The 26179-nt window shown below is 55.2% G+C and carries 23 protein-coding genes and 8 tRNA genes; 4 read left to right on the top strand and 27 right to left on the bottom strand.

The window, feature by feature from the left end:
* The first annotated feature begins 31 nt into the window (after positions 1–31).
* Positions 32–454, top strand: a complete 423-nt coding sequence (locus tag G3578_RS00455; protein WP_241254387.1) for a MarR family winged helix-turn-helix transcriptional regulator — start codon at positions 32–34, stop codon at positions 452–454.
* A gap of 135 nt (positions 455–589) precedes the next feature.
* Here G3578_RS00455 and G3578_RS00450 read toward each other — a convergent pair whose 3' ends face one another.
* Both G3578_RS00450 and G3578_RS00445 read right to left on the bottom strand, forming a co-directional pair.
* Complete coding sequence (locus G3578_RS00450; RefSeq protein ID WP_165207578.1) at positions 590–2611, bottom strand: hypothetical protein; 2022 nt, start codon at positions 2609–2611, stop codon at positions 590–592.
* A gap of 114 nt (positions 2612–2725) precedes the next feature.
* A complete protein-coding gene (locus G3578_RS00445) occupies positions 2726–3148 on the bottom strand; it encodes a DUF1284 domain-containing protein (RefSeq protein WP_165207576.1) in 423 nt (140 codons plus the stop codon).
* Between the two features lie 183 nt (positions 3149–3331).
* Here G3578_RS00445 and G3578_RS21090 point away from each other — a divergent pair, with 183 nt between their 5' ends.
* Both G3578_RS21090 and G3578_RS00440 read left to right on the top strand, forming a co-directional pair.
* Entirely contained in the window at positions 3332–3457 is a 126-nt protein-coding gene (locus G3578_RS21090; RefSeq protein WP_277603087.1) for a hypothetical protein, read from the top strand.
* Positions 3458–3495: 38 nt separating this feature from the next.
* Positions 3496–4167, top strand: coding sequence for a L,D-transpeptidase family protein (locus G3578_RS00440; RefSeq protein WP_165207574.1), 672 nt, complete (start codon positions 3496–3498; stop codon positions 4165–4167).
* An 85-nt stretch (positions 4168–4252) separates the two neighbouring features.
* Here the strand turns inward: G3578_RS00440 and G3578_RS00435 are convergent, their stop codons facing one another.
* The 25 genes from G3578_RS00435 to G3578_RS00315 all read right to left on the bottom strand — a co-directional run bounded on the left by G3578_RS00435 (position 4253) and on the right by G3578_RS00315 (position 25026).
* On the bottom strand, positions 4253–5587 hold the full coding sequence (locus G3578_RS00435; protein WP_165207572.1) for a DNA recombination protein RmuC: 1335 nt from the start codon (positions 5585–5587) through the stop codon (positions 4253–4255).
* A 113-nt stretch (positions 5588–5700) separates the two neighbouring features.
* Positions 5701–6537, bottom strand: coding sequence for a penicillin-binding transpeptidase domain-containing protein (locus tag G3578_RS00430; RefSeq protein WP_165207570.1), 837 nt, complete (start codon positions 6535–6537; stop codon positions 5701–5703).
* A 660-nt stretch (positions 6538–7197) separates the two neighbouring features.
* Positions 7198–7989 carry an alpha/beta hydrolase gene (locus G3578_RS00425; RefSeq protein ID WP_165207568.1) on the bottom strand — a complete coding sequence of 264 codons (792 nt, stop codon included), beginning with the start codon at positions 7987–7989 and terminating at the stop codon, positions 7198–7200.
* Positions 7990–8016: 27 nt separating this feature from the next.
* Positions 8017–8703 carry an FHA domain-containing protein gene (locus G3578_RS00420; protein ID WP_165207566.1) on the bottom strand — a complete coding sequence of 229 codons (687 nt, stop codon included), beginning with the start codon at positions 8701–8703 and terminating at the stop codon, positions 8017–8019.
* 218 nt (positions 8704–8921) lie between these two features.
* Complete coding sequence (locus tag G3578_RS00415) at positions 8922–9509, bottom strand: acyltransferase (RefSeq protein WP_165207564.1); 588 nt, start codon at positions 9507–9509, stop codon at positions 8922–8924.
* A gap of 194 nt (positions 9510–9703) precedes the next feature.
* A complete protein-coding gene (locus G3578_RS00410; protein WP_165207562.1) occupies positions 9704–10675 on the bottom strand; it encodes a hypothetical protein in 972 nt (323 codons plus the stop codon).
* A gap of 6 nt (positions 10676–10681) precedes the next feature.
* The gene (locus G3578_RS00405; RefSeq protein WP_165207560.1) at positions 10682–11164 is read right to left on the bottom strand and encodes a helix-turn-helix domain-containing protein; all 483 of its coding nucleotides are present in this window, start codon (positions 11162–11164) and stop codon (positions 10682–10684) included.
* Positions 11165–11456: 292 nt separating this feature from the next.
* A tRNA-Pro gene (locus G3578_RS00400) sits at positions 11457–11533 on the bottom strand.
* Between the two features lie 54 nt (positions 11534–11587).
* Positions 11588–11664: transfer RNA gene (locus G3578_RS00395), tRNA-Arg, on the bottom strand.
* Between the two features lie 8 nt (positions 11665–11672).
* Positions 11673–11748: transfer RNA gene (locus tag G3578_RS00390), tRNA-Gly, on the bottom strand.
* Between the two features lie 19 nt (positions 11749–11767).
* A tRNA-Leu gene (locus tag G3578_RS00385) sits at positions 11768–11854 on the bottom strand.
* A 13-nt stretch (positions 11855–11867) separates the two neighbouring features.
* Positions 11868–11952 (bottom strand) — tRNA-Tyr (locus G3578_RS00380).
* 15 nt (positions 11953–11967) lie between these two features.
* Positions 11968–12043: transfer RNA gene (locus tag G3578_RS00375), tRNA-Val, on the bottom strand.
* 88 nt (positions 12044–12131) lie between these two features.
* Positions 12132–12208: transfer RNA gene (locus G3578_RS00370), tRNA-Glu, on the bottom strand.
* 13 nt (positions 12209–12221) lie between these two features.
* Positions 12222–12314, bottom strand: a tRNA-Ser gene (locus G3578_RS00365).
* Between the two features lie 125 nt (positions 12315–12439).
* The gene (locus tag G3578_RS21225; protein WP_165207558.1) at positions 12440–13429 is read right to left on the bottom strand and encodes a glycosyltransferase family protein; all 990 of its coding nucleotides are present in this window, start codon (positions 13427–13429) and stop codon (positions 12440–12442) included.
* A 76-nt stretch (positions 13430–13505) separates the two neighbouring features.
* On the bottom strand, positions 13506–14171 hold the full coding sequence (locus G3578_RS00355; RefSeq protein WP_165207556.1) for a DUF2642 domain-containing protein: 666 nt from the start codon (positions 14169–14171) through the stop codon (positions 13506–13508).
* 354 nt (positions 14172–14525) lie between these two features.
* Positions 14526–15512, bottom strand: coding sequence for a hypothetical protein (locus G3578_RS00350; protein ID WP_165207554.1), 987 nt, complete (start codon positions 15510–15512; stop codon positions 14526–14528).
* A 341-nt stretch (positions 15513–15853) separates the two neighbouring features.
* A complete protein-coding gene (locus G3578_RS00345) occupies positions 15854–16828 on the bottom strand; it encodes a phosphotransferase (protein ID WP_165207552.1) in 975 nt (324 codons plus the stop codon).
* Between the two features lie 15 nt (positions 16829–16843).
* Entirely contained in the window at positions 16844–17251 is a 408-nt protein-coding gene (locus G3578_RS00340) for an NUDIX hydrolase (RefSeq protein WP_165207550.1), read from the bottom strand.
* Between the two features lie 24 nt (positions 17252–17275).
* The gene (locus G3578_RS00335) at positions 17276–19129 is read right to left on the bottom strand and encodes a 2-aminoethylphosphonate aminotransferase (RefSeq protein ID WP_165207548.1); all 1854 of its coding nucleotides are present in this window, start codon (positions 19127–19129) and stop codon (positions 17276–17278) included.
* A complete protein-coding gene (gene aepY, locus G3578_RS00330; RefSeq protein WP_165207546.1) occupies positions 19035–20252 on the bottom strand; it encodes a phosphonopyruvate decarboxylase in 1218 nt (405 codons plus the stop codon). Before aepY ends, G3578_RS00335 begins: the two co-directional genes overlap by 95 nt.
* Positions 20249–21142, bottom strand: coding sequence for a phosphoenolpyruvate mutase (gene aepX, locus G3578_RS00325; RefSeq protein ID WP_165207544.1), 894 nt, complete (start codon positions 21140–21142; stop codon positions 20249–20251). The genes aepY and aepX overlap by 4 nt, the downstream gene beginning before the upstream one ends.
* Before the next feature lies 1 nt (position 21143).
* The gene (locus G3578_RS00320) at positions 21144–22574 is read right to left on the bottom strand and encodes a Mur ligase family protein (protein WP_165207542.1); all 1431 of its coding nucleotides are present in this window, start codon (positions 22572–22574) and stop codon (positions 21144–21146) included.
* 28 nt (positions 22575–22602) lie between these two features.
* Positions 22603–25026: a putative amidoligase domain-containing protein gene (locus tag G3578_RS00315; protein WP_241254386.1), complete on the bottom strand. Its 2424-nt coding sequence runs from the start codon at positions 25024–25026 to the stop codon at positions 22603–22605.
* A 409-nt stretch (positions 25027–25435) separates the two neighbouring features.
* Between G3578_RS00315 and G3578_RS00310 the strand changes: the two genes are divergently transcribed.
* Positions 25436–26125, top strand: coding sequence for an N-formylglutamate amidohydrolase (locus G3578_RS00310; protein WP_165207538.1), 690 nt, complete (start codon positions 25436–25438; stop codon positions 26123–26125).
* Positions 26126–26179: the final 54 nt, after the last annotated feature.

The raw sequence follows: 26179 nt of genomic DNA, 5'->3' as shown, positions 1-26179 counted from the left end.
TGAATCACCATCATGTAAGGGGATATGGGCGTTGGAACAAGAACAAGACATCATCGGCTTGATCGAATATGAAGTTGCCATTCTCGTTCGCCGTGCCGTAGCTGCCGGCAATGTGGGCAGCCTGGATCGCTCCGCTTATCTTCTTCTCAGGCAGCTTGAGATGCAGGGGCCTGTCGGTGTCAAGGCTTTGGCTGATGAATTCCGCTTGGATATTTCCACAGTCAGCAGGCAGACGGCAGCCCTGGAAGCCAAAGGTCTCGTCCAGCGCTTGCCTAATCCGGAGGACGGCCGCGCCAGTTTGTTCCAAATCACCGATGAGGGGATGCGTCAGTTGACTGAGACGAGAACAGCGCGCAAAAACCGGTATTCCCTTCTGCTTAAGGACTGGTCAGACGAGGACCGTCGGAAATTGGGAGGGTTACTGGCGCGGCTTAACCGGACATTCATCGACTGAAACAGCGGCTTCATTCCGGCTTTCAAGTGGCAAAAAAAATCCCCTCCGACCAACAGCCATGAGTTCCCGTGAACTCTTTTGTCGCTGTTTGCGTAAGGGGGCACTTCCCGCTCCCGGATCGGGACGCGGGTTCTTTTATTTCTTCAGCTCGATCGAGGTGGTGAATGTCTGTGTTTTCGTCACCGTTTTCACGTCTTTTTCATAAGCGTTGCCGTGTTGTCTCACATCGCAATCCACATAGGAAAGGTCATGGGTAATGCGCAGGGTGTATGTGCCTGGTTTGCTGTCGTTTCGTTCAATCCATTTTTGCAGATTCAGCGTGTCGCTGCCACCATCCAACCGGGGGGTCATTTCCTGGATGACGGTACCGTTGAAAAGAAGTTCTACCCGGTTGTCCGAAAAGATGGTTGCGCCGTCATAATAAATTTTTTTGCCGAAATTGGTCTGTCCATACTCCCAGCGCACATCCGGGACGGTATAGTATCTTCTGTCCGAATCGGATCCCTTTTTTATCCGCTTTGTACCATATTTCTCCACATGGTTGGCGGTCAACCTCAGCGCGCTGTATGCTTCCAGCTCATCGGGATCGCTGATGGTGATCGTCCCGCCGTCCACAAGATCCGTGCCGTTCTTCGCTGTCAGACGGAGAGGGAGAAGATCCGGCGCCGGGCCGGATTCCCCTGCCTCGCAGGAAGGTGCGGACTGGATGGGCGGCTTGTCTTCGATGATACGGACGGAGCCGCACCACTGCAGGGCGGGGTCCTGCTTGCTGATGTACTTCACCTTGTACGTCCCCGCGTCGAAGCTGGCCAGATTGAGCGCGGTATGATCCCAGTTGAGGCGGGACTCGTCCGCGATCACGTTATTGACCGCCCAGATCCCCGGGCCTTCTTCCGCATCCGAAATACCGCCCCGTTCAAAATGATCGGCGGCCGTCGCGATCCAGATCTCGTTTAACGGAGCCTGATAAATGTCGAGCAGCGTATCGCTCGTGCGCAGATCCTCTTTTTCGCGAACATAGGAAGAGGCCGCATTCGTGCGCGTCAGGATGTCCATTTCGGCCATCGCTTTGCCGGGATCGCACCAGTTCACATTGCCGGGCGGGACATCGACCTGCACGTTGACGGGGTCAGATTCGTCGCCTCCTTCCGGTACGTAAGAGACGGTGATCGTCATGCCTCTCAACAGCTCCGGAATCATCACGTCAAACGTCTGAGCCGCTGCGGCCGTCTGGCTGGTTCCGCTCACCGACCAATTGCCTGGTACGTCCGCATAGAAGGTGATGGTTCCCGGAACGGTGGCAGCCGTGATCTTCTGGCCCGGGAAAAGCTGTTGCTTATTCCCGTTTAGCAGCGAATAAACCGGCGGAACGCCGACCTCCACGGTGATCTTCCATTCCGTGGCATCGTCGCGTTTCGGCAGGAAGGAGACCTCATAGCTGCCTGTTTTTAACGTGCCGGTGTTGAATTTCGGTCCGAACATCACCTTCATGGTTCTGCCGGTACTTTTTTCGACCAGCTTCCAGCTGCCCTGCTCCTCGGCCAGGAAATTTTTGGAGCCGCTTTGGGCCAAGATTTTTTCGGTGGAGCCTGACGGGATGATCATCCCGGTGGTGTCGGTTCCCCCATAGACGGTTACCTCATTGCCCTGCTGTACCAGAAACCGCACATTCACCGTGCTGCTTTGGCTGGCGCCATCCTCCACGATAAACGTGAGGAGATGGCTTCCGGGCGTCAGCCGGTTGGCCGGGATGGAAAAGCGCGGCACCCGCCACTCCAGGGGGGAGGCGGCAGAAGTGATCTCCGAACGGTACTCGGTCAGTTCCGCACCGTCGAGAAGCACTTTCTTGCGGTTCACCGTCGTCCCATGCTTGCCGTATGTAGTCTGCAGGATATCGATATCGAGCGGTGTCTGGGGAGGCAGGATGAATTCGTCATTTTTCACCCAGTTCCACCCGTTTTCTCCAAGGCCGACGACCTGGTAATCGTTGAAGAAAATCGACTGATGGATCGGCTTGCGTACCGATGCCGCGTCCCGCTGTTTGACCGTCTGGGCCGCCTGTACGGATGGTCCGAATAGCCGAGCCGTATAACTCCCCGGCACCACGCCGCTGATGGCCAATCCGGCAACCAGTAAGCAGGTGAGAAATCGCTTCACAGTTGTCCCTCTTTCTATCAAAATCATGATGCGAACATCCCTTTTATCTTAACATGAACAACGCCGAAATTTCGACGTTAACGTGGGGATTTCTCGCATTGACGACCAATTCTGTCAGTTTCCCGTTTTCAGCCTGGCGATGCCTTCCTTGCATACCCCATACGGGAGCCATGAACATCCGGCGCAGAGGCGATCCAAATCGTCCGGATCCACCTTCTCCCGCGTCCAGTTCACCAGGTCTGACTTCCGATATACTTCATTCCCCCGCAGTCCCAAATGGTTGATCACATTGCGGTCCAGGCCTTGGACATGTTCTTCCGAATCTCCGTTTGCTTCACATTTCTCCAGGCCTTTGTTCGGACAAGCCAGGCAGGTATCGTCAAATCCCTGCACAACCAGGATGGGAAAATCCTGCTCGGGGTCTCTGATCCTCTCCACGATCTCGGCCATTTTCCGGACAAATTCCGGGCTGTACCCCATTCCTTGAAACCCGTGCACGCAGAGCAGATGATGCCCGCGCAAAACCACTCTCTCCATACGTTCCCTCCCGTCCCGCCTATTCCTGTCTCCATGATAGCACACCCCACGTACTGCCGGAAAAGCGATTCCCGATCTTCCCTATCCCATAAGACGCAGATCATCCCCCAATTCGTTACATCCGGAATGCGATTCTGACTGTGGGGAAATATAGCGGTAGGAAGAATGAAGGAGGTCATTCGGATGAACGGGAAAGAGAAAAGGCGCACGATGACCGCCCCGATCTGGTGGCTTACCGTCGGGTTGGTTGTTCTGCTTGTTATCCTGGCCTTGGTGACGCTTTATGGCGATCCGCTGTTTCGCGTGTAGCCAAACGCCATCAGGAACTAACGGATGCAGGTGATGTCATGTCCAGTAAAAGGATGCTGTCCGCAGTCTTGTTCGCTCTCCTTTTCGCTTCCTTCTGGAACCCTCAGGGGGCGTTTTCCCAATCGCCGCAAGACCAGGTCATGATCTACGTCAACCTGTGGCATAACCGCCTGGAATTGAGACAAATGGACGGGACCGTACTGTGTTCTTTCCGGATCGGCCCAGGCGCAAAAGATACGCCTTCTCCGGTGGGGCATTATCGTGTGATTCATAAATCGAAGGATTGGGGAGGGGGCTTTGGCACCCGCTGGCTGGGTCTGAATGTCAGCTGGGGACTCTATGGGATTCATGGCACCAATCGTCCCGAACTCGTAGGCAGGTACGTCAGTCACGGCTGTTTCCGGATGAGAAACAGAGACATTGAGAAGCTGTACGACCTTGTCCCCCTGGGCACCCCCGTCCTGATCGACGGGCCGATTATGGGGCATGAGGATTTGACTTACCGCATCCTCGTCACCGGCTCAAAAGGAGCGCTGGTGCAGATCGTCCAAAACCGTTTGAAAGCGGCCGGCTATTATCACGGCAAGTGCCATGGTATATTTGACCGGTCCACGCGGGGGGCGGTCATACGCTTTCAGAAGGCGGAAGGTCTGGAAGTGACCGGCCAGATTCAGCATCCGGATCTGGTGCAGCTGGGGATCATCGAGTAGGAAAAAGCCCGGAGCCGCCTCTTTAGGCGCTTCTCCGGACTTCGCATGTTTCTTCGTACCGGCGGCTGATCGCTCCATGTTGTGCTCAATACGCCTCCGGCAGCACCGGATCAAGCTCCGGCAGCAGTTTGCCGGCTTCCTCTGCCGGCAGCTCCTGCACGGTGCGGAGCCGCCTTTCAATCGCTCGCGTGCGCACGGCAGCCGATTCGATGGTATTGCTCGCTTCCTGCAGCTTCTTCTGCGTTTTGGCGAGAATGTCTGCGAACTTGCCAAACTCTCCCTTGACGGCCCCCAGCAGCTGCCACACTTCGCTGGAGCGTTTCTGGATAGCCAGCGTCCGGAAGCCCATCTGCAAGCTGTTGAGCAAGGCGGTCAAGGTCGTGGGGCCGGTAACCACGACGCGGAACTCGCGCTGCAGGGTCTCCCACAGGCCTGTCCGGCGCAGCACTTCCGCAAACAGCCCTTCGATCGGCAAAAACATGATGGCAAAATCAGTGGTGTAGGGAGGCTCGACATATTTTTCCCGGATCGCCCTGGCCTCCGCCTTGATTCTCGCCTCCAGCTGCTTGGCCGCTTCCTGGGCAAGCTGGGGATTGCCTTCCTCCTGGGCGTCCAGGAGCCGCTGATAATCCTCCAGGGGGAACTTGGAGTCAATGGGCAGCCAGATGTGGCCTCCCTGTTCTTCCCCGGCAGGCAGCTTGACGGCAAATTCCACCCGCTCCTTGCTTCCCTTTTTGGTGGCTACATTCTGTTCATACTGCTCCGGGCTCATCATCTGCTCGAGCAGATTGCCCAACTGGATCTCTCCCAGCGTGCCACGTGTTTTTACATTGCTCAGCACCCGCTTCAGGTCGCCTACGCCGGATGCGAGCGTCTGCATTTCGCCGAGCCCCTTGTGCACAAGCTCCAACCGCTCGCTTACCAGCTTGAACGACTCGCCCAACCGCTGCTCCAGCGTGGCATGCAGCTTCTCATCCACAGTCTGGCGCATCTGTTCCAGCTTCTTGCCGTTTTCCTCCTGCAGATACGCGAGTCTCTGTTCGATGGTCTCCCGGAGCTGGCCGAGCTTCTGTTCATTCAGCCGGGTAAGCTCGGCTAACTGGGAGGCAAAGCTGTCCAGCAAATGCTTTTGCTGTGTCGCCATCTCCCCGATGTTGGCCATCAGCGTCCGATTCATCGTGGCAAACGCCTGCTGCATTTCCTCCCGGTTCTGCTTGGCCGCCGCGCCGCTTTCCTGGCGGCTGTGTGCCATCTCTTCGCGGATGGCCCGCTCCACTCTCTCCAGGCCTTTTTCCAATACGGCGAATCGCTGCTCCCACTTTCCTAGTGAAGGTCCTGTTTTGCGCACAAGCAGCCAGGCGACCAGCAGCAGCGCGACCAGGTTACAGGCAAGCGAGCCAATCAACCAGATGTTGTCCATCTCTTCCACCTCTTTCGGGCTCTCTTCCCTCTAACTCTACCATATTTTTCACAGAAAGGGGAACAGCCGTTCCGTACGAAAAGCCATCCCCTGCAACATGGATGGCTTTTTCGTCAGCGAAACGACGTTTCCTTGGCAGGCAGCAGACGCATCTCCCGCAGGATATCTTCCGCGATCGCTCTGGCCTGGGCACCGTTTCCTTCCTTCTCCCCTTCGATGTTGGCGGCAAAGACGTAGGTTTTCCCCTTGCTGGTCACGTAGCCGACAAACCAGCCGACCTCCTTGCCCTCCCCTGTCTTGCCGGCGTAGAGGAGTTCTGGTTCCTCTTGAAGCGTCATCAATCCCTTCACGATCTGCATGCTCCGGCGGTTCAGGGGCAGCTTCTCCTGATACAGGCGCGCAAGGAAATCCACCTGTTCCAGCGCCGAGATCTTCAGCGTGCTGTCCAGCCAGAACCGATCGAGACCGCCGCTGACATCCCCGTTGCCGTACCCGATTTTGCCGAGAAGGGCCGTCATGCGCTCTTCTCCGATGTCGCGCGCCATCTCCTGGTCGTACCAGTCCACCGAATTGGCCATCGCCGTTGCCAGGGTATGGTCGCGATTCCATGCTTCGATGGGGTAGGTTGTCCCGTTCCACCGGCGCATCGCGTTCCCATCCTTCGCCACACCCGTTTGCAGGGCGATCAGGGCGTTGCAGATGGTGAAGGTTGACTCGGGCGGCAGCGGCTTGTTGGCCTGCTCTTCATTCACAATCATGGTGGAATGGTTGCTCAAATCCCGCAGGACAAAGGTTCCTTTGTGTCCGGTGAAAAAGGACTCAAGGGTAACCGGGCGGCTGTCATCCTTCCCTGCCGCTTTCTCCAGCAGTCCGACCGCCCCCACCCCGCAGCCGCTCACCAGAGCGAGCAGGATCGCCGCCACCAGCATCAGCAAATTGATCTGTTTCATGGATGGTCCTCCTATCCGTGGAACGCGCTGAGCGTACTTGCCTGATCTTTGTACCGATTCAATATCTGCCGCGACTGCCGCAGACCAGTGTGCAGACAAAGTGGGTCATGTCATCCGTGATGGTCCCTGCTCGCTCTCTTGACGACCCGCGAAGAAGTTTGCCATGTCCGCTCCGAAACGCGACGCGGGCGGGGGCTCAACATCTGGGCGTCCCAGGGATGTGAGACTCACGCCCCCTTTGCTCCCGCGTCTTTGTTTCTTCGCTGCGTCGGTCGTCAAAGGAGCTCGCTTGGCCCCATCACGCCATTACGCTCACAGAAGTTTGTCATCAGCCTGATCTGCCGCGACTGCCGCAGGCATCTTTGTCTAATCATCTCCCACCAGTAAGATATACCAGTCCCTGGCTGGCAAAAATAAAAGCCGGTTATCATTTCGATGACAAAACGATGATAAAATGATGACACGGTATCTCATGCGCGGTGTAAATAACCCCGCCGACTTAAGCTATGCTCAACCCCAAAAAGTGACGTTGAGCTTCGAAGTATAATCCGGGTACTTTTTGGGGACCCCTGAACCTGCTGGTGTCGGCGGGGGCCCCAAACTTTCTTCGTCACTTTATCACTTAAAAGTAAAAACGCAAGGCATCTTGCCTTGCGCGCGTTAACCCATGCGGCGCTGATTTTGGATGATCAGCCACTCCACGACCTTTTCCTTTACTTTCTCAAAATGCTGGGCAAGGCTGTGGTCTCCTCCTTCAAGGAGAAGCAGCTCTTTGGGACCGGCATACGTCTCATAAAACAGGCAGGAACCTTCCGCAGGGACGGGAACATCAGCCGTGCCATGGATGAGGAGCACCGGCGAATCATAAGACTGGCAAGCTGCAAGCGGATTGTGCTTATGCTCCAGGATATCGCGAACGAAGGAGGGTTCCAGCGAATAGTTTTTCCCGAAAAAATCGGAGATCGTCTTTCCCGCCTCCGACGCTGCCCACAGCGCGGGACCGAGGATCCGTTCGCGGAAATCCTCCAGCGGCCGGATAACGGGAGAGATTCCGATGCGGCCCGCAATCAGCCTGTCCGGGTCCTCGTGGAGAAACACGATGCACCCTCCCAGGCTCTGTCCCAAAAGATAGAGGCGGGAATCCTGAAAGTGCGGCTGTTTTTTCACCCATGCGACCACCTGCTGCAAATCCGCTTTCCAGCCGGAGATCGTGGTATCGGAGGCAAAGTTTCCTTCACTCTCTCCCGAACCCGCGTATTCAAAGCGTATCACCGCAAACCCCGCCGCCTCAATGGCTTGGGCCAGACGCAGGTTCAGCTGGCTCCCTCCCACTTTTTCCCCCGTAAATCCGTGACAGAAGATGACAACATCCGGTTGGGGCGAATTGTCGGGGTGATGAACCATGGCCGACAAACGCTTTCCCCTGCTGTTGACCCACACATGATCTTTCATTCGTTTTTCCTCCTGATCTTTCGTGGGTTACAGATCCAACATGTAGCCGTAGCGTGGAACGGTGACGATCCGCTCCCCGTGTCTGCCAAGCTTTTTGCGCAGACGATAGACGAGGACGGTAATCTCATTGTAGCCAACATCGGGAATCTGTCCGCTCGTGTCGGCCAGCCGCTCCGGCCAGATATGCGCCTTGATTTCGTCAAAGCTGACGGCCTGGTTCACCCGCTGGTACAGGAGCAGCAGGAGCTCCATGTCTTTTCCGGACAGCCGGACCGGTTGACCATCCAAGTAAACCTCCCGTCTCTCCGGGTGGATCGTGAGGCCTTCCCCTGCCTGTCCGGTCCAGTCCGGCGGAAAAACGAACTCCTTGGTATGTTCCAGCTCTCTTTCGAAGATATTATGGAACTGGAGCACCGCCTCCCCCTTTGCCAGAATGATACGGGCGCGGTCCCGCAGGGGGACAGGGGTTTGCCTGACGGGAACCCCGTTTACCTCCGTGCCGTGCATGCTGGCCAGGTCGACGATCGAGTAGCCGTGCTGATCTTTGCGGATCACGGCGTGCTGCCTGGAAATATGGAGACTGGTAAACGCGATGTCGGGGCGATGCTGGTGCGAGTTCCTGCCGATCACAACCTCGCTGCCGGTTAAGGCGATCACTTCATCGCTTTGAAAAGGGGCCCCTTTTTCCACGACCAGATACACTTCATATTTCATGCTCGACTCACTCCGGATTTGGACAAATGGTACTTCCGATATTATATGGGCAGGGTTTGGGGAAATGTCAATCACCATGTTGGTCGGGAGGAAGTCCACCTGGTTTTCGTTGGCGGAAGAATGGTTGGCCCTGGAAGCTGGTGCCACCGCATGACAGCGTGGCCCCTTGAAACATGCCAAGAGGACGGGCCAGCGCGTCCTCTCCCCTGTGCAGCATGCTATGGCACGCGGCGAAGCAAGCCCGCATCGTTCTCTTCATACTCTCTCTTGCACGCCGCGCAGGCTGTCCGCGGACCGCTGAACCGCAGGCTCTCCCCGCACTCGCACATCCAGCCGATGCGGCGCGCCGGTACTCCCGCCATTTTGGCATAAGCCGGCACATCCTTGGTCACCACCGCCCCCGCAGCGATAAAGGCCCATTCGCCAATCGTGCAGCCGCAGACGATCGTGGCGTTTGCGCCGATCGAGGCTCCCCGCTTGACCAGCGTCGGCAAATAGTCGTCGGCCGTGTTGCGGGGGAAGGCGGAACGGGGATTCCGCACATTGGTAAACACCATGCTCGGCCCGCAAAACACATCGTCCTCCAGGATCACGCCTTCATAGATGGACACATTGTTCTGAATCTTGACGTTGTTGCCAATGCGGACGTGGTTCGCCACAAATACATTCTGACCCAGTGAACAGTTCTCGCCGATCACCGCCTGACTCATGATGTGACAGAAGTGCCAGATCTTCGTGCCTTTCCCGATCTGCGCCCCTGCATCCACAAAAGCCGACTGATGCGCCGTATAAACGTGCCCGTCCATTTTTCCACCCCACCTTTCCGCTGTCTTCTCCAAGGGGCTCTGCGCCCCCCTCCCTGCAGCTGCCTGCCTCCGACAGCGGCATCTGATGTACAAGTTGGGAATAATCCTACGACAATCCTATGTCGGCGTGTCTCAAAACGTTCCTGCAGAAGTAAAAATACGCACCGGAAAGCCCGGCTGTAATTCGCTGTTTCTCAATGCAAGGCAACGTGCAGCTCGGGATTGTATTTGGCCCGCCAGGAAAACAGTTCCACCCAAAAGTGAAAGATGGTTAAGCTCAACAGGCCGTAAATGAGGGGGGAATGAAGCTGCTCATTGATTTTGACGAAAAAAACGGCGGCGACCACGTACAGAACCGTGAACACCCAGTATTTGATGAAAAATCTCCGCTCTTTTGCGGCATCATAGCCAAGATGCCGGTTCTTCCCGCGGTGATAATGATAGGTGAGCCCGATATATTGGAGGGAATGCGGGATGGAAATCAGCGCATACATCAGGAGAAAGTGCTCGATGCCGAAAAAGATCACGGCAAACGACAGGATGGCGCTGAAAAAGGTGAAAAATGCGGGAATGTTCAGCTGTTTCTTGCTGAAGCGGTACAGGGCATAGCCAAGCCAGAAAATCAGGGTTCCCCCATACAGGGCCAGCATCCAGGCGGCCAAAGCCTCCGGGAGATGACAGCGATAGATGGTGATCGTGTAGAAGCCAAACTCCCCCGGTCGCTTGAACTGAATCAGCAGCGGCAGAAAAAGCAGCAGATGAACACACCACTTGTCGATCCGGTAATCCATCCGGCTGCCGTTGCGGACCCGGGCCTTGTACAGCATGCCGATGCCCCAGTGCTGACGGGCGAAATGCCACAAGCCCCAGTACACATAAACAGACATAAAGAGATTCAGGTTCCAGAGGGAGAGGAGGACGGAGCCGGCGATGATAAAGAAGCCCATGGTCCCGTATCTTCTGCTGTCAAACGCAAGAAAGGTGTTATCCCGGTACAGCAGCGTCCAGTTCGCCCCGATATGGACGGCGGACAGGATCAGGGAAAGCAAGCCGGTGATCGCGATGGCTTTCTCCGAAGCGTGATCCAGCGGGGAAAGCGCCAGGACGGCAACCATCGGCAGAATGAAAAACGACAGGTCAAACCGGGAATTTCTGAGCCAAGCCACCGGTCGTCACTCTCCTTTCTTGTGCGCGGAAGAAGCGGTTGAGGCGGACAATTCGGTTAAATACCTCATGGCTTCCTCCCTGTCCATCGAACTGAACCAGCGGTAATTCTCCGCGTCGATAATCCGGTAATGCATGCTGATCACATTCTGCTGCAGCCGGAAAGGGCCGCTTTCGGCGATCGGCCGCCACCATACCTTTCCCCCCAGCGTTTTTTGGCGGGGACGCCTGATCTGTTGGTGTGCCACGGTCTCCATGATTTCCAGCGGTTCTTCTCCAAGCAGGCCCTGAATCACTTCACTGTCACGAAACAAGGCGCACAGCGCAGCCGCTGTCGTCCAGCCGGCCAAAACTCTCCCTTTTTCGATCTGCACCAGGGTCTTTTTCGAGATGCCCAATACCTCTGCCATCTCTTCCTGGGTATAGCCTCTTTCTACGCGTATCAGCTTCATCTTCATCGACAGAAGTTGAACGATCTGCTCTTTGGTCACCGATTGATCCACCCTTGCCGGAAAATTTACTCATATAGTGTAATTTTACACTTTTTGAATCTGATTACAAGGGAGTGTTTAAAACCCACCCGGCTTGAGCTAACGCTGTTGTCGGCGGGGCCCCCAACCTTTCTCACTCCCTTTCGTACTTTAAGGATCGTAAACTCTCCCATATACAGAAAAGACCTGATGTATTCTCCAACAGGAGTACATCAGGTCTTTGCATTCCGGCAAACCGAATACGCCTTGCAGCTGCCAGGGACGTGGAGACACCGATTCCGAATCGGTTTGGTGGTCGGGAAGACAGGATTCGAACCTGCGACCCCTTGGTCCCAAGCCAAGTACTCTACCAAGCTGAGCTACTTCCCGACATCCCCACCCGCCTGCGCGAATGCTGCTTAGGGGCGTCTAAAACAGATGGTATGGCGTGCCCTGAGAGATTCGAACTCCCGACCTTTTGATTCGTAGTCAAACGCTCTATCCGGCTGAGCTAAGGGCACAAAATAGATGGAGCGGACGACGGGTCTCGAACCCGCGACCTTCGCCTTGGCAAGGCGACGCTCTACCAATTGAGCTACGTCCGCTTGAATCAGTTGGAGGGAATGGTGCGGTCAAGAGGACTTGAACCTCCACGGTGTTGCCACCACTAGAACCTGAATCTAGCGCGTCTGCCAATTCCGCCATGACCGCATAAGAGCCAATCTGGTGGGGAGAGACGGATTCGAACCGCCGAACCCAGAGGGAGCAGATTTACAGTCTGCCGCGTTTAGCCACTTCGCTATCTCCCCATGGTATGGTATCCATGGTGGAGGCTGACGGGATCGAACCGCCGACCCTCTGCTTGTAAGGCAGATGCTCTCCCAGCTGAGCTAAGCCTCCACAATGCCCCACATCCGTTGTGTTGGAGCCTCCGCAAAGTACCCGGATGTTGCTGCGAAGCATCCGCGCCGCTTTGTGGAGGATGTGATGGTGACCCGTAGGGGATTCGAACCCCTGAATGACAGCGTGAAAGGCTGCTGTGTTAAACCGCTTCACCAACGGGCCGTGGAAGAAAGAATGGCGGATGGAGTGGGATTTGAACCCACGAGACGAGTTATCCCCGTCTACACGATTTCCAATCGTGCTCCTTCGGCCTCTCGGACATCCATCCATTTTCGGTGCGATCGAACAGACATGATGTCGGCTCGTCCCCCGGTTTCATAATCTACCATATTTCATACCAAAAAATCAACCACATTTTTAACCAATTTGAATTTTTGTTTGATCACTGATCGACTATGCCTGCATCTCCTGATAAATCTGCAGCAGTTTGGCGGCCACCAAGTCGCTCGCATGCACGTTCTCCACATACCGACGTCCCGCCATGCCCAGCTGATGGCGCAGTTCCGGCTGTTCCAGCAGCATTTTCACCTGCTCATACAAGGTGTCCGGGTTCGCGTTGACAATGGGGAGACCGGGCGGAAACGTCCCGACCAGGTCGCTTCTGATATAGCAGACCACCGGTTTTCCCAACGCCATGGATTCAACGCTCAGCAATCCGTAAGAGCCGCATCGCACCTGATCGATAATGAGGTCCGCCTCCCGATAAAGCTTGGTGGCCTCCTCATGGTTCATCCCTTCAATCCGTCTGTAGCGGAAGGAATGGGTACGTTGCAGCTGGGCAAGCACGCTTTCCACGATAGCGGTGCCTTTAAATTCCGGATTGGTGGGGGCATGGAGGATCAGCGGGCAGGACTGTGCAACCGAGGGATAGTGCGGGTCGAACCGGTTCAGATCGATCGCAATCGGTACAACATGCACTTTTTTGAAGAAAGGTGCGACATAGGCGTACACCTCGTAGTCCTGGACGATCGCTTCATCCAGATAACGGCTGACCTCGGCCAGCCTGGCATGGATCACCTCATCCGGCGGGGAATCCCCCGTATACACATAGGGATTGTTGATCCGCGCCTGCCCATGAAAGCGCACATCATTGCCCCAGAAATGCATGATCATTTTCTTGCCCCTTTCTTTCAGGAGCGGAAGGTCGGCATAATTCGGCAAAATGGAGCTTGCATAATGAAAATGAAAGAGATCAAAGAAGTTCAGGATATGCCTGTGCGTGTTCTGAATTTCTGTCCACACGGTATTGATCAGATGCTCCTGGTATCCCAGGTAAGTATGGAAGATGTTGTAACCAACAGAAAGATATCCCTTCCGTTTGAACGCTCCGCTTAAAATGCCCATCTGGCCGGCTATTTCCACGATGCCATGAAAGATCCTCACCAACATCCTCCTTCCTTTCCGTCAAGTGGGCAGAACACCCAGCCAAGAAAAGCACCTCAAAGCGGGTGCTTTTCATTTAAGGAACATGGACGCTTTTGAGATGCTGCAGATTCCAGCAGTACTCTTCTCCTTCGCCGGTGATGAGGACGACCATGCTGTTCGCCACCTTGCGCAAAAGGCCGGACTTGCTGGGATGATCGCCGATATCGAAGACGACGATGTTCCCTTCCAGCTTTTTCAGCTGTTCCTCGAAGGTTCGCGGGCCCGACACATTGGTTGGTATCACGGGAATCTGCTGATTATTGAGCGTGTACGGCGTGGTATTGGTCATGTACGGCGTGAACCACTTCAGGTGGTGAAGGGAGATATACATGGTTTTATAAACGGGAGAATAGAAGACAAGGTAATCATTCAACACATTCAGCATGTAGCCGTGGATGATCTGGTTACCGATCACATAGAGTTTGAGAAACAACCCTTTGGCGTTCGTCAGCATTCTGCGGAGGGAAGTTTTTTCCGCATCATTTTCAATGGGAGCGATTTGGGGATTTTCCAGGCTGAGATCCTGTTTGGGGCTCAATCTCATGTGGTGCAGCTGCATCAACGGAATGTACAGAAACTCCTGACCGTTGTAGATGACCGCGATATCAAGGCCATGATCCACCAGAACGCCCGTCAACGAAATCTTGCCTGACAGCTCGAGCGTCACCTGGTGCTTCAAGTATTGACCGAGAAGGCTCATATATTGACCTCCTTTCAAGAAAATAACCATTCATCTCCACGATTTGCAGGGCGATCAGATTGCCCGGATTGCTGACTCCTATGGGTGCACCGGCCCCGGAGGCGACCAGGGCACCCGATAGGAGAAATGGCATTTTCGGAACGTCCAGCACAATCGACATGACGATCGCAGACAGGATGGCGATGGAAGCTCCGCTCACGAATTCCACGATCCGATAGATGTCCGTCCGGGGTACGACTCCGGCAAGGAAAATGCTTATCGCTCCTATCGGGGGAGGCACAGCCTCGTTTATCCCATTCGACCGCGAAATGATGCAGCGTACCGTCAGCAGAAACAGGAGGCTGCCGCTCTCGCTTACTTCTTTTTGTTTTTGGGGACCATCATGCCTTTAAACGTCCGGGAAGGACGCCACGAGCCTTTGATGACCGAGCTTCTGGTTGCCGTCGTTTTTCCTCTGCTGCGGCGCTGGATCACCATGCGGGTAGCGTAACGTTTCTTCGTGCGGGAGCTTCTGCTGCGTGCAGTAACTTTTTGTTTCTCGCTTCTTTTCTTTTTCTCGGAGCTGGATTTGGCCACCGCTTCGACAGAAGAATCGCTGGAGGATCTGGAGGCTTCGGCTTCTGCCGCATTGGCATTGTTGTTGTTGTTTTCTTGATTGTTGTTGTTTTTCGCATTCGGATCCATGACGCTGAAGTTTCTGATATGGAAGTTGGCGACACGGTACACTTCCTTGTTGTTCACCAGAATGATGTGGTCATCCAGCGTAGCGACCAGAATCCCTTCCACCGATTCCGGTCCGCCGCGGTTGATTTTCACCCAGCGCGTTTCCGCTTTGCCGAAGACCTCGGCGAGCGAGCTGCCTTCCAGGTACTCCGGATATTCTTCCAGAATCTTGTTGTTGTTGTTTGTTTCTACCGTGATGCTTTTGACATGCTGGGTCTGATAGTAGACAATGCCGTCTTCCTTGGTATACAGCACGAAGAAGTCATCGCCGACGCCCAACAGCCGTCCCATCCGGGATTCCGGACCGCCGCGGTCCACTTTGATCAGGCTGTACTTCATGTTGTTCAGCACATCGTTGATCCCCTCACCCATGATGTAACGATCATAGAAATCGTCAGGTCTGTTGATGGTTGGCGTGGGGACTTGAATGTCTTCCGCGACGCTTCGGATATGCTCCGTATTGTAGTAAACCAACCCGTCATTTTCCGATTCCAGGAGAAGGTAATCCTCCATCACGGCGATGAGTCTGCCCCGCTTGGATTCCGGGCCGGCTTTGTACACACGCACCCCTTTGCCTATCAAAGATTGCAGAGACGCGACATCAAAACTTTTTGCCATTTTCTTTTCCCCTTTCAAATGTCTGTAATGTTGATTTGTACTGTATGTATATGAACACAGCGGTACGCTGATATAAACGGATGTCCTACTAGGCAAAAAAATAGATCGTTATCTATCAACACCTGTCATAGAAAGCTGATGGGAAGCCGTTTGAAGGCGGGGGAGAAAAACGGGTTCGCGGCGGCCAAAAAAGAATCGGCATCGTCTCGTATCTCTCAGGGACAGCTGTCTTCCATCGGCAAACGCCGTGAAATCCCTTTACGATCAACCGATATTGTGGAAAAAAGGTGGTCTTGCTCTGCACACGAAAACACCCGGCGCTGCACCGGGTGTTTTCGCGTCTATGAATCTAGTGAAGCCCAGCGATCCAACCAGGCAATCGCCGCGATGCGCCCGGGCCAGGATCTCTTCATAATCTCGAACATCGCCGGTTTTTTCCCCTGCCGGATCGCCTGGGCCACGTACCATGCTTCACGCGGCAGGCGAAAAAAGGCGCCGATCAGCAGGCGTTCTTCCGGGGTAAGCGGCCGATGCTTTTCATACCCCCTGAGGAACGCACGCATGTTGGCGGTATGAAAATGGGTCACATTGGCCAATGTTTTGGCTACCTCATAATAGGTGGAGCCTTCCGATACAAACTCCCAGTCCAGCAGATACAGACCGGACTCATTCAGGATCACATTGGGACGCGTCACATCCCCATGGATCAGGGCCGGTTTTTCCTTGCTCAACAGCTGCTTCACACGCGCGTCACCAAAGGATCTCCATGCCTGATTCGCCAGGGATTTGCATCTCTCTCCATGCTGGCGGTACCATTTGCCGATCTCCCCTTTGTTTTTCCGGAGTACCGGCAAAGATTGGGCAAACACCCGGTGTTGTTGGAGAAAACGGTTGATTTTCCGGAGGGAGGAACCGCTGGCTGCCGCCGTGTCTGCGGAGACCCTATGCAGCTTCGCCAATACTTCCCCCAGTTCCTCATAATGGAGGGGGGTGTTCCCCAATTCAGCACCGTCAATCCATTCCGACAGGTAGTACAGCTGCCCGTTGTGACTGACCCACCGCTCCCCTTTTGGGGTGGTGATCCACCGGGGCACATGATGAAAGCCGCATTTGTCCAGCCGCTGAAGCCGGGCCGAAACTTGAGCCAGGCGTTCCTTACGACCTGCAAACGGTTTGAGCGCAAACGTTCCGCGGTTGGTTGCCACCCGAAAAACGGCCGCTTTTTTATAATAGGAAGGGAGCGGGTGCCATTCGTGTATGTTCAACCCATAGGAAGCAACTACGGCATGAACCCATTGTTTCTGTTCTGTTTTCATGGGCAGCCTACTTCCTCATATTTCTACAACAAAGGGGGGCTTGTTCGTATGGAAGCACCGGATGATTCGTTCCTTAAACGTTTGTACGGTTATCTTGTTGAGCGCTTCCTCAATGGTAAAGTACCCCACATCCAGACTTTCATCGGATAAGGCGAGCGCGCCGCTGATGGGTTTCCCTTCAAACAGTACCACACAGGTCGACAGTTCGATATCCTGTTCGATCCCGCACAGCCTGGTCAGGTCGATATCGACGCCGGACTCTTCCTTGACTTCCCGGATGGCGGCATGGGCGATCGATTCTCCCGCCGCCACATAGCCTCCTGGAAATTCCCATCCCCGCTGGCGTCCCTTGACCAAAAGCACATGATTCTCCTGATCCACCACCATCACCGCCACCGCCAATTTATATCCCGAAAACGCCATGCAGCATCACCTCCCGTCCGATTGTTACGCCGGCGGATTCTTGAGACGGATTTCTTGCAGATATTGTTCGAGAAGGCCTAAAAAGCGTTCCATATCCCGGTGCGTGATGGCGCCGATATTGGCTACCCGAAAGGTGTGTTGGCCTTCAAGCTTCCCCGGGTAGATCGTAAAGCCTCGCCGGTAGAAATAATCGTGCATCTCCTGAAAGTTGTAGCCTTCGACGGATGGTTCCCGGATGGCCGTGATGAGCTTGGAATGATGCTGAATGGGAACCAGATGGGTCAATCCCAGGCGGGTGATTCCGGCGATCAAGGTTTCCCATGCGTCGCAGTAGCGTCGATATCTGGCTTCGATCCCTTCCCATTTGGTTTCGAGGATGGCCTGCTTCAAGGCGTACAGGGTCTGCACGGGCGGGGTAAAGCGCATCTGGCTGGTCTTGGCAAAATACTGGTACTGATCGTACAAATGTAGATAGAGATTGCGCGGTTTGATCAGCCGCGACGCCTCCATTTGGTCCCGCCGGGCAATCACGAACGAAACGCCTGCCATGCCCTGCAGGTTTTTATTGGCGCTGGCGGCCAGATAATGAATATGCATGGCTTTCATGTCAATCGGAATGGCGGCATACGAACTGATGGCATCGACGAGCATCACAATCCCGTGCCTGCGGCAAATCTCCCCGACGGCCCCGATATCGTTTAACAGCCCGGTTGTGGTCTCCGAGTGCACGATCGCCAGATAGCGGATGGGCTGCAGACTGCTTTGGATGAACGTTTCCAAGGCAGCCAGATCGATCGCATCATCCGCCGGGCTGTTGTAGGCCACGTACGACAGCCCGTAGATGTCGGCGATGCGGCACATGCGCATGCCATAGGCGCCGTTGTTGACGATCAAGAGCATCCCTTCGCCGACAGCGGAACTGATCATCGCCTCGACGGCGGCGGTACCGGAGCCTCCGAACAGCACGGTCGCATATTCAGCCGGATCGGCCACGAAACGGGTCAATTCGGCCGCCAGGTAGGTCATCACTTCGCCGAACGCTTCTTCCCTTGGACAGATGTCCGGAACGACCTGGGCATATTTCACCGTATCCGTCGTCGTGGCAGGTCCCGGGTTGAGCAGAATATTTCGCTGCACGGGTGCAGGTATCGCTTCGCGGGCTTTGATGATGGGGTAGATCACCTCCACCGCCCGTGTCCAGTGATCTTCGTCGTCCACCTCGCACCATGCCAGATCGCTCAGCTTCTGCACATAGAGCTCCACCTCCCGGGCAATCCCGACAAGCGCGTACTCGTAGTCAAGGCCGAGGTTTGCCGGCAGGATCGCCTCTGCGTAGCGGCAGAGCTTTCGATAGGTGGACAGGGAGAGTTTGGAAATCCCCACCAGCTCGGCATCCAAACGGCGCAGCTTCTCCCTGTCTTTTGACAGATTGACGAGATGATGGCTGTCATCCGTTTCGATAAAAACCTCGTCGCCGGAACGGGAAAAGGAGCCTGCCAGGATCACATCCGCCCGATCCTGTTCCAGAAGGACGCACAAGGCGTTTTTTTCATAGAGCAGGTCCGATTCCAGCAGCAGAAAATCTTCCTGGATATGGTCTTTCAGCATCAGCAGCGTATACATGCTCCCCGATTCCGGGTAATGGGGATTGTAGACACACCGGATTTGCGGATAACGGGCAGCAAGCTGTTCGTACCAGTCATGCTTGTATCCGGTACCGATCACGATTTTTTCGATGCCGCACGCCAGCAGTTTGGCAATGGAATGCTCGATGATGGGCTTCTCATCGACCGCCAAACTCCCCTTCGGACGGTCCTTGGTCCGCTCCATCATCCTGCTCCCCTTGCCCGCCGCTAAAATGACCGCCGCTTTGATCATCGACAAACACCTGCAACCTTTCTTTGACCTCGTAAGGTTTGATCTTCGGACGCCCCAGCTCCTTCCGGGAGCCCCTGGCGATTTTCAGGTATAAAAACGTGAGCTGTTTCTGCTTTTTCCAGTCTTCGATGCAGCTTGCCAACTCCTGCAGGTCATGCACGTATATCGCCCGCGGGTAGCCGCAGGCAGCGGCCGCCTCCACAAACTGCACATTATGCGACACCGTTTGCTGTCCGCCCGTGGAATCGTGGACATTGTTATCGAGGAGGACATGGAGGAGATTGGGCGGACGATAAAACCCGTTGGTGGCCAGGCTGCCCAGCCGCATGAGAAGCGCCCCGTCGCCATCGATCGCGATAACGGCCTTCTCCCTGCGGGTTAACGCAAGGCCGAGGCCCAGCGAACTGACACATCCCATGGACCCGATCATGTACAGATTGTGGGGCGCATCCTCGATCTCATACAGTTCTCTTCCCGTCTTCCCCGTCGTGGCCAGCTGGATGGTTTGGCTGTCTTTCAGGGCGTTGACGGTCTGAAGCGCTTCATAGCGGGTCGGGAACTGATCCGGTCGGCTTTTCCGCTGGAGCAGATGATTAGCGAGAGGCTGAGACTCCTGTTCCCGGAGCGCCACCCGGTCGAACGTCCCCTTGCGCACGATAAAAAAGAAGGATTCGTTCCTGTCCATGCACTGCACGGCCCGGTTGAGCTGGCTGACCGCCTCTTCCCAATCCGTCGACAAATATTCCCACTTGATCTCCATGAGGGTCAGCATCTGTCCCGTTATCCGCCCCATCAGCTCGTGCTGCGGTTCATCCGCCAGTCCCGGTTCGCCGCGCAGGCTGACGAAGCCAAGCAGGGGAATCCGGAACGGATGCAGCAGGGAGGCCAGCGGGGAGGTGGCATTGGTCAATCCGGAGTTCTGCATGAGCACGACGGATCTCCTCCCCCCCAGGCAGGAACCGGCCGCAATGGCGACCGCATCGCCTTCATTGGCGGCCATGACATATTCGCACTCATTGATCGCATAATTGATGAGATCCTTCAGAAACGAGCAGGGAACCCCGCTGTAAAAGGTAAAGCCCCTCTTTTTCAATTCGGCACCGAATCGCGCTGTGTGGATCATGGCCGGTCACCGTTCAGGCCGGACGGCAGATATTTGCGCTCTGCCTCCGCAAGTTCTTCCGCTCCCTGCAGCCGGAACACTTCTTCCAGGGGGGCCACGCAGCTTTCCGCATGCAGGAGCGTTTCCTCCCGATAGAGGCGGCTGGTGATCTGCTGCATCGCGGCGATGGCCGCCCGCAGGTTATGATTGGCCCAGATGGCCATGCTGATTCCCGCCTCCCGGAAGCGGGCGGTCGGCGTGCGATAATATTTGGTCGGCACAATCACCACCGGATGGCGTCCGCCCCACTCTTTCATAAACGCTTCGATTTCCTCAAAATCGGCGCGCTTGCTGTGGATCAGGATGGCGTCCGCTCCCGCCTGCCGGTATGCCTCCGCACGCCGCAGCGCCTCCCGGAGACCCCAGCCCGCAATAAAGGCTTCCACCCTGGCGACGACCACAAAATCGTCGTCCGTCTGCGTATCCTTCATCGCCCTGATCTTGCCGCAGAACTCATCGATACTCGCGAGCGGCTGCGTTTCCCCGCGGATGAAGGAATTGGTCTTGGGAAACAGCTTATCTTCAATGCAGACGCCCGCGATCTGCCGTTGTTCCAGCTTTTTCACCAGACGTCGGGCATTGTTGAAGTTGCCGTACCCCGTATCCCCGTCAAGCAGGATCGGAATGGAGGTCGCGTCGCTCATGAATTCGAGCACCTCCAGAATCTGTGTCCATGAGGCTTCGTTGTTGTCCCGGACACCCATCGCGGCCGATATGGATAATCCGCTTGCCCAGATGCCTTTGAAACCGGCCTCCTCCACAATTTTGGCGGACAAAGCGTTGTGGGCTTCCATGATCACTTCAAGCTCCTTGCTGGTAATCAGGTTGCGCAGTTGTGTCGTTTTCCTCATTTCACTCTTCCTTCCCGACTCCCGCTTGATCCGGGATCAATTTCTGCTTAAAGGCCGCGAAGGTGGGCTGTTTCATCACGCGATGGGTAATTTCCAGCAGGATGACCGCCTTGTCATGGAGATAGGGGCTCACCATCTCATACAATTCATCGCCTGTCGTGCAAAACAGGACTTTCCGCGGGTCCAGTCCCGCCTCCAGCGCCCCTTTTCCGATGCCTGCCGCCTCTTCGCCGACGATCACGAGGAGGTCGATGTCCATTTCCGCCGCTTTCTCACCCAATTTGGCATACTCCTGAGCCGCGTACTCCCCTTCTCCCAACTGGGGGATATACCCCAGCAGCGCGATCGCCGTTTTTCCCTGTGACCGGGATACATCCTGCAGCACGTGAAGGCCCGAGAGCGTGGAGAGGGTGGAGGAGTTCCAGGTGTCATCGATTACCGTGCATCCGTTGACGCCTGTCTTGAACTCCATATGTTCCTCGACGTGCCGGATAAAGGCCAGCCGCTTGATCGCCGTCCGGAGATCGACGCCCACCAACACCACCGCAGCAATGGCGGCAAGCGCGTTGTAAACGTTGTATTCTCCATAGCCGGGCACAAACACCTCATGGGATTCGCCCTGGACATGCATGACAAACTGCATGCCGCCGTCCGCGTAACGAATGCGGGACGCCCGATAGTCGGCCCGCTCGCTCTTGCCGAAATAGATCACGCGCTGAAGTCCGTCGGTATGGACGACCTTGCGGATATTGTCGTCATCCGCGTTCAGGATGAGCGTGTCGTTTACCGGATCCATGTCTTCCGCGATCTCCGCTTTCGCCTTCATATACTCCTCCGGGGTTTCGCAGTCGGCCAGGTGGTGAACCCCGATGTTGAGCAAAATACGGATCCGGGGCTTGAAATAGCGGCAGGAGACCCGCAGATATCCCGGGTAAACGACCGGCATCTCGAAGACCGCCACATCCGTTTGATCGTCAATGCCCAGCAAATAGCGCAAATTGACCGACTTGGAATTCATGCTCTTCCAGGTGGCCTTGACGTGAAAATCTTCTTGCAGGATCTGTTTGATCATTTCTTTCGTGCTGGTCTTCCCGCATGTTCCCGTGATGCCGATGACCGGCAGATCGAACAGATTGCGGTAGTAATCCACAAATTTCCAATAGATCTCCTTCACGGCGTCAACCTTGATCAGCACGATATGCTCTCCCAGCTCCGTACACTGCTCCGGCGAATCGGTGACGATGACGATCGACTCGTTATCCTGCCAGTACCTGCCCCTGATGCGCTCCCGATCCAGATGAAACACGAGCGTGTGATCCTCAATCTCTTTTTTGGAACGCGTCATCACGTGTTTGATGATGGGATTCCCGGTCCCGTGCAGTCTCTCTCCGCCTATCTGCTGGAGGATCTCGTTTAACGACAAGCTTTTCACGTTGCAATCTGCCTCCAATCATTGGGTGTTAGTTCTCATCGTTTTCGTACCCCGCCAGGGCGGCTGCATAATGGAGAAGGCGTTGACACGATACCAGGCGCAGTCGATACGCATCGGCATACATGAACAGGTTGGCCGGCTTCGAGTTGATTTCCAGAATTTTCAACGCATCATACTGATCAATCGTGAAATCGACGGCCAGTTCGCCAAAGGCTCCCACCCGCTCTTCCACCGCCAATACCACGCTGCGGGCCACAGCGGCCAACTGCTCGCGAATCCTGCGTCTGTCCGCCTCATCGGGATAAAGCTTCGCCAATGCCAGACTGAGGCGCATGTCAATCTCCGTCTCTTCCTTCATGACCCCCGGGGTGAGGCGGGCCAGCATTCCGGTGCGCAGCCATTTCTTCTTTCCGTTTTTATGCATGTACACGCGCATTTCCAGCAGATGGTTGTCGATGGCTTTCCGCCTGATTCCTTCCTGCACCAAAAAACCGCGCGGCCCTTGATAGCGATCCAGCATGGCAACCAGTTCCTGCATGGAGGCGACCGGTTGAAAATCCGGCTGTTCGGCATCCATCCAGAACAAGCCCGTGGACCTGCGAATCACCCGCAAGACTCCCTTGCTTAATGCGCCGTCCAGCGGTTTGATGAAGATTTCTCCGTAGCGGTCCAGCATCTCGGCAATATCGGCCGGCGTTTTCAGGAGCCGGGTGTCAGGCAGATATTCCTGGTGATTGGCGGAAAGCACCTGGTACGTCTCCCATTTGTTCCCCGTCAGGCTGAACAGGGCGAGGGAATTGATGAAGGGAATATCGTACACGTATTGCAGCTTGTAGCGGGTTTCGTTCACTTCCGAATTGTGCGAACCGGGAGAGAGATAGCGGTCGTACACAACGGCCGGGAAAGGAAAAAAGGCGTCGCCATAGAGGGAGGTTCCCCGGATGAGCCGCTTCTCCCAGTCGATGTCCTGCGGCTCAAAAATATAAACAAGCATCTGTCTTTCCTTTGCCATGCGGCACAACAGCTGGAAGTAGGCGGTTTGTTTCTCGTAAGGACGACAGGCGAGGATGCCGATGATCGGGCCTAAGGTGAGGATGCCATTGGCGCAGGATACTTTGGGGCTCCATTCTTTCGGAAGCGACAGCTGGCTGCGGAGCGATCGTGACAGCTGCACCACGTTTGACCGGTAAAAAGAGTACGGATAGGAACGGATGATGGCCGGAACCATCGACTTGCCGGCACGGACCTGGGCCGTCTGCCCTTCCAGCAGATGGAACTTCAATCTTGTTTTCTTGGGAATCTGGATGATCATGCCGGGTTCATAGGACGTTTTTCCCACCGTTCCCCCCCATCTGCGGCGGATATCATGGGATTCCGGCAGCGAACCGCCTTGCTCGATCCGGTTGAACAACTGGGTCAATTCCCGCTCATAGCGCGGATAGCTTGCAGTCCGGATGAGCTGTTTTTTCAAAGTTGCCCAGCATTGCCTAAGAAAGACCTGATTCCCTTGATAGTAGGCTCGCTGAACCAGCGGATGGAACAGCAGGTCACAGGGCAATTCATGATGATGGGACGCGACAAGATGGGCCAAACACAGCACTGCCAAAGCAAGCTCAGGCTCCAGAATCCAGGAGCTGAGGGTCAGGTATTCAAAGCCGTACGGTTTTTCTCGGTAGCGTCCCAAACCGCCGTGCTTCGTCTGCCGTCTGCGCTTGGCCGTCCGGGGTTCCTCGATCAGCGCCATCGGCAGCGCAAGATACTGATCGAGTGCCCGTAATAGAGATAAAGAGAGCGGTATCCCAAAATGGATGTGCCCTCCGCATTGATAGCCTGGAAACGGCATGCTGCCCGCCCGGAATTGGACATTGTCATAGGGAACCCTCTCAAACGCTTCCTGTAATAACTGCATTATATTGCGAAACAGATCATGGGGTGATTCGGCCTGCTGGGGACGTATTTCTGCCAGCGCATATTCGCCGCTGTCCTGTTCGATCTGTCTCGCATCGCACCCGATCGGCCCCTCCAGCGGGAAAAAGGTAGAGGCAGGCAGCAGATCATCGTCGCAGCTGAGCATAAACTCGATATCCGCCCCCATCGTGAACGGCTGCGGGGGGGCGACGGCCGGGACGGCAATCGATGTCGCCGGGGGATTGAGATCCACGATGATGGCCGTTCCATTGGCCAGTTCTCCGATTTTCACGGTACCGCTGGCATGCCCCGTGACGTAAACGGCCCGGATGGCCATGCTGACCCAGTCCGCGGGGATCAGAGCGCTGTCGATTTCCTGCCATGCCCAGCCATAGCTTTCCGTTCGCACGGGAAGCTCTTGATAGACCACCTGCTGCGGGATGGCTTCCTCCGCTTTGACGACGGACAGCGCGTGAACTTCCAGCCGGTATTCCTTCTCCATTACGTACAGTTTTGTAAAATAGTCACACTCATCCTCTTCCAACGCCTGCTCTCGTGATGAAAGGATAAGGAGATCCTTTCCTTTGTGATGGCCGTATTTCCGACCGACAATTGGATAGGAGCACGTTTTGGGATCTACGATTTCAACAGCCGGAATATGATGAATATGAAGTATTTGCAGGGCAAGTTCCTTGTCTGATGCAACACAGAGATCTTCATTCATCTGCCCCATGTAACTAACCTCCAATATGAATTCGGACATACTCCCTTGGACGTAACGTAGTAAACAGCATATTACGATTTTCAGATGTTGTTGCTTGTGTACTTTTTCTTTGTACCGTCACCCAACCGAAAAAGCTCGCCCTCTCCCATCACCCGCTGCTTGCTGCTCGCATATGGAAAGGTGGGGAGCGTATGCCTTTCTGAGAGAACAGATTGAAGGAGGGAAACCTGTGGCGCCTCCATATATCCAGCGAACCTTTTTGAAATATAATAAAGGAAACGGTTTTGTATGCTGTCACATTGATGCGCTGCATGCCATGCCGCCTGTTGCTGACCTTTTTACCGATCGAATCGTTACGGGGCTCATGGAGAAGACGGGATGTGCCGGCATTATCGGAACCGTTTCGAGAAAGAAAGCGGATTTGAACAGAAGCCCGGACGGTGAAAACAATGCGGCCATCCGGGAATATCGCGAGGCTTTGCAAGAAATTCTGGAGCATGTGGGGGTTTTGGATCCTGAACGGCGGTTCGTGACGAAACCTTATCTCCATCTCGCCATGCACGGGATGAAAGATCTCCATCACGGCCCTTATGCCATTGAGATCGGCACACGAAACGGGAAATCGTGTTCGGCGGAGATCCGGGCCTGGCTAAGGGAGATGTTGACCGTGCAGTCCCGCAGCCTTCTTCCCGATGTGAAGATCTTTTTTGACAAGAAGTTTAAAGGGCATAAATCAATCCGATATCATCGCAGCGGAGACGGGCATGACTATCCCGGCTATGGGCAGCACTTCCATACCTTCCAGGTCGAAATCTCCAGGACCCTGCGAGAAAAATATCTATCGGACATCATTGAGCTGTTTTCACACATCATTGTCCAATTCCAATTGACATTTGCAAATTCCCGAGATGAAAAATAAAAAAACAGCCATTTTGGCTGTTTTGTCTTGCACCTTCAATACTGGATGCACAAG

The organism is Brevibacillus sp. SYP-B805, assembly GCF_011059135.1.
In the GTDB taxonomy this organism is placed as follows: Bacteria; Bacillota; Bacilli; order Brevibacillales; family Brevibacillaceae; genus Brevibacillus_F.
Note: the sequence above shows the minus strand (reverse complement) of the source record. Positions and strands in the feature narration are given on the sequence as shown.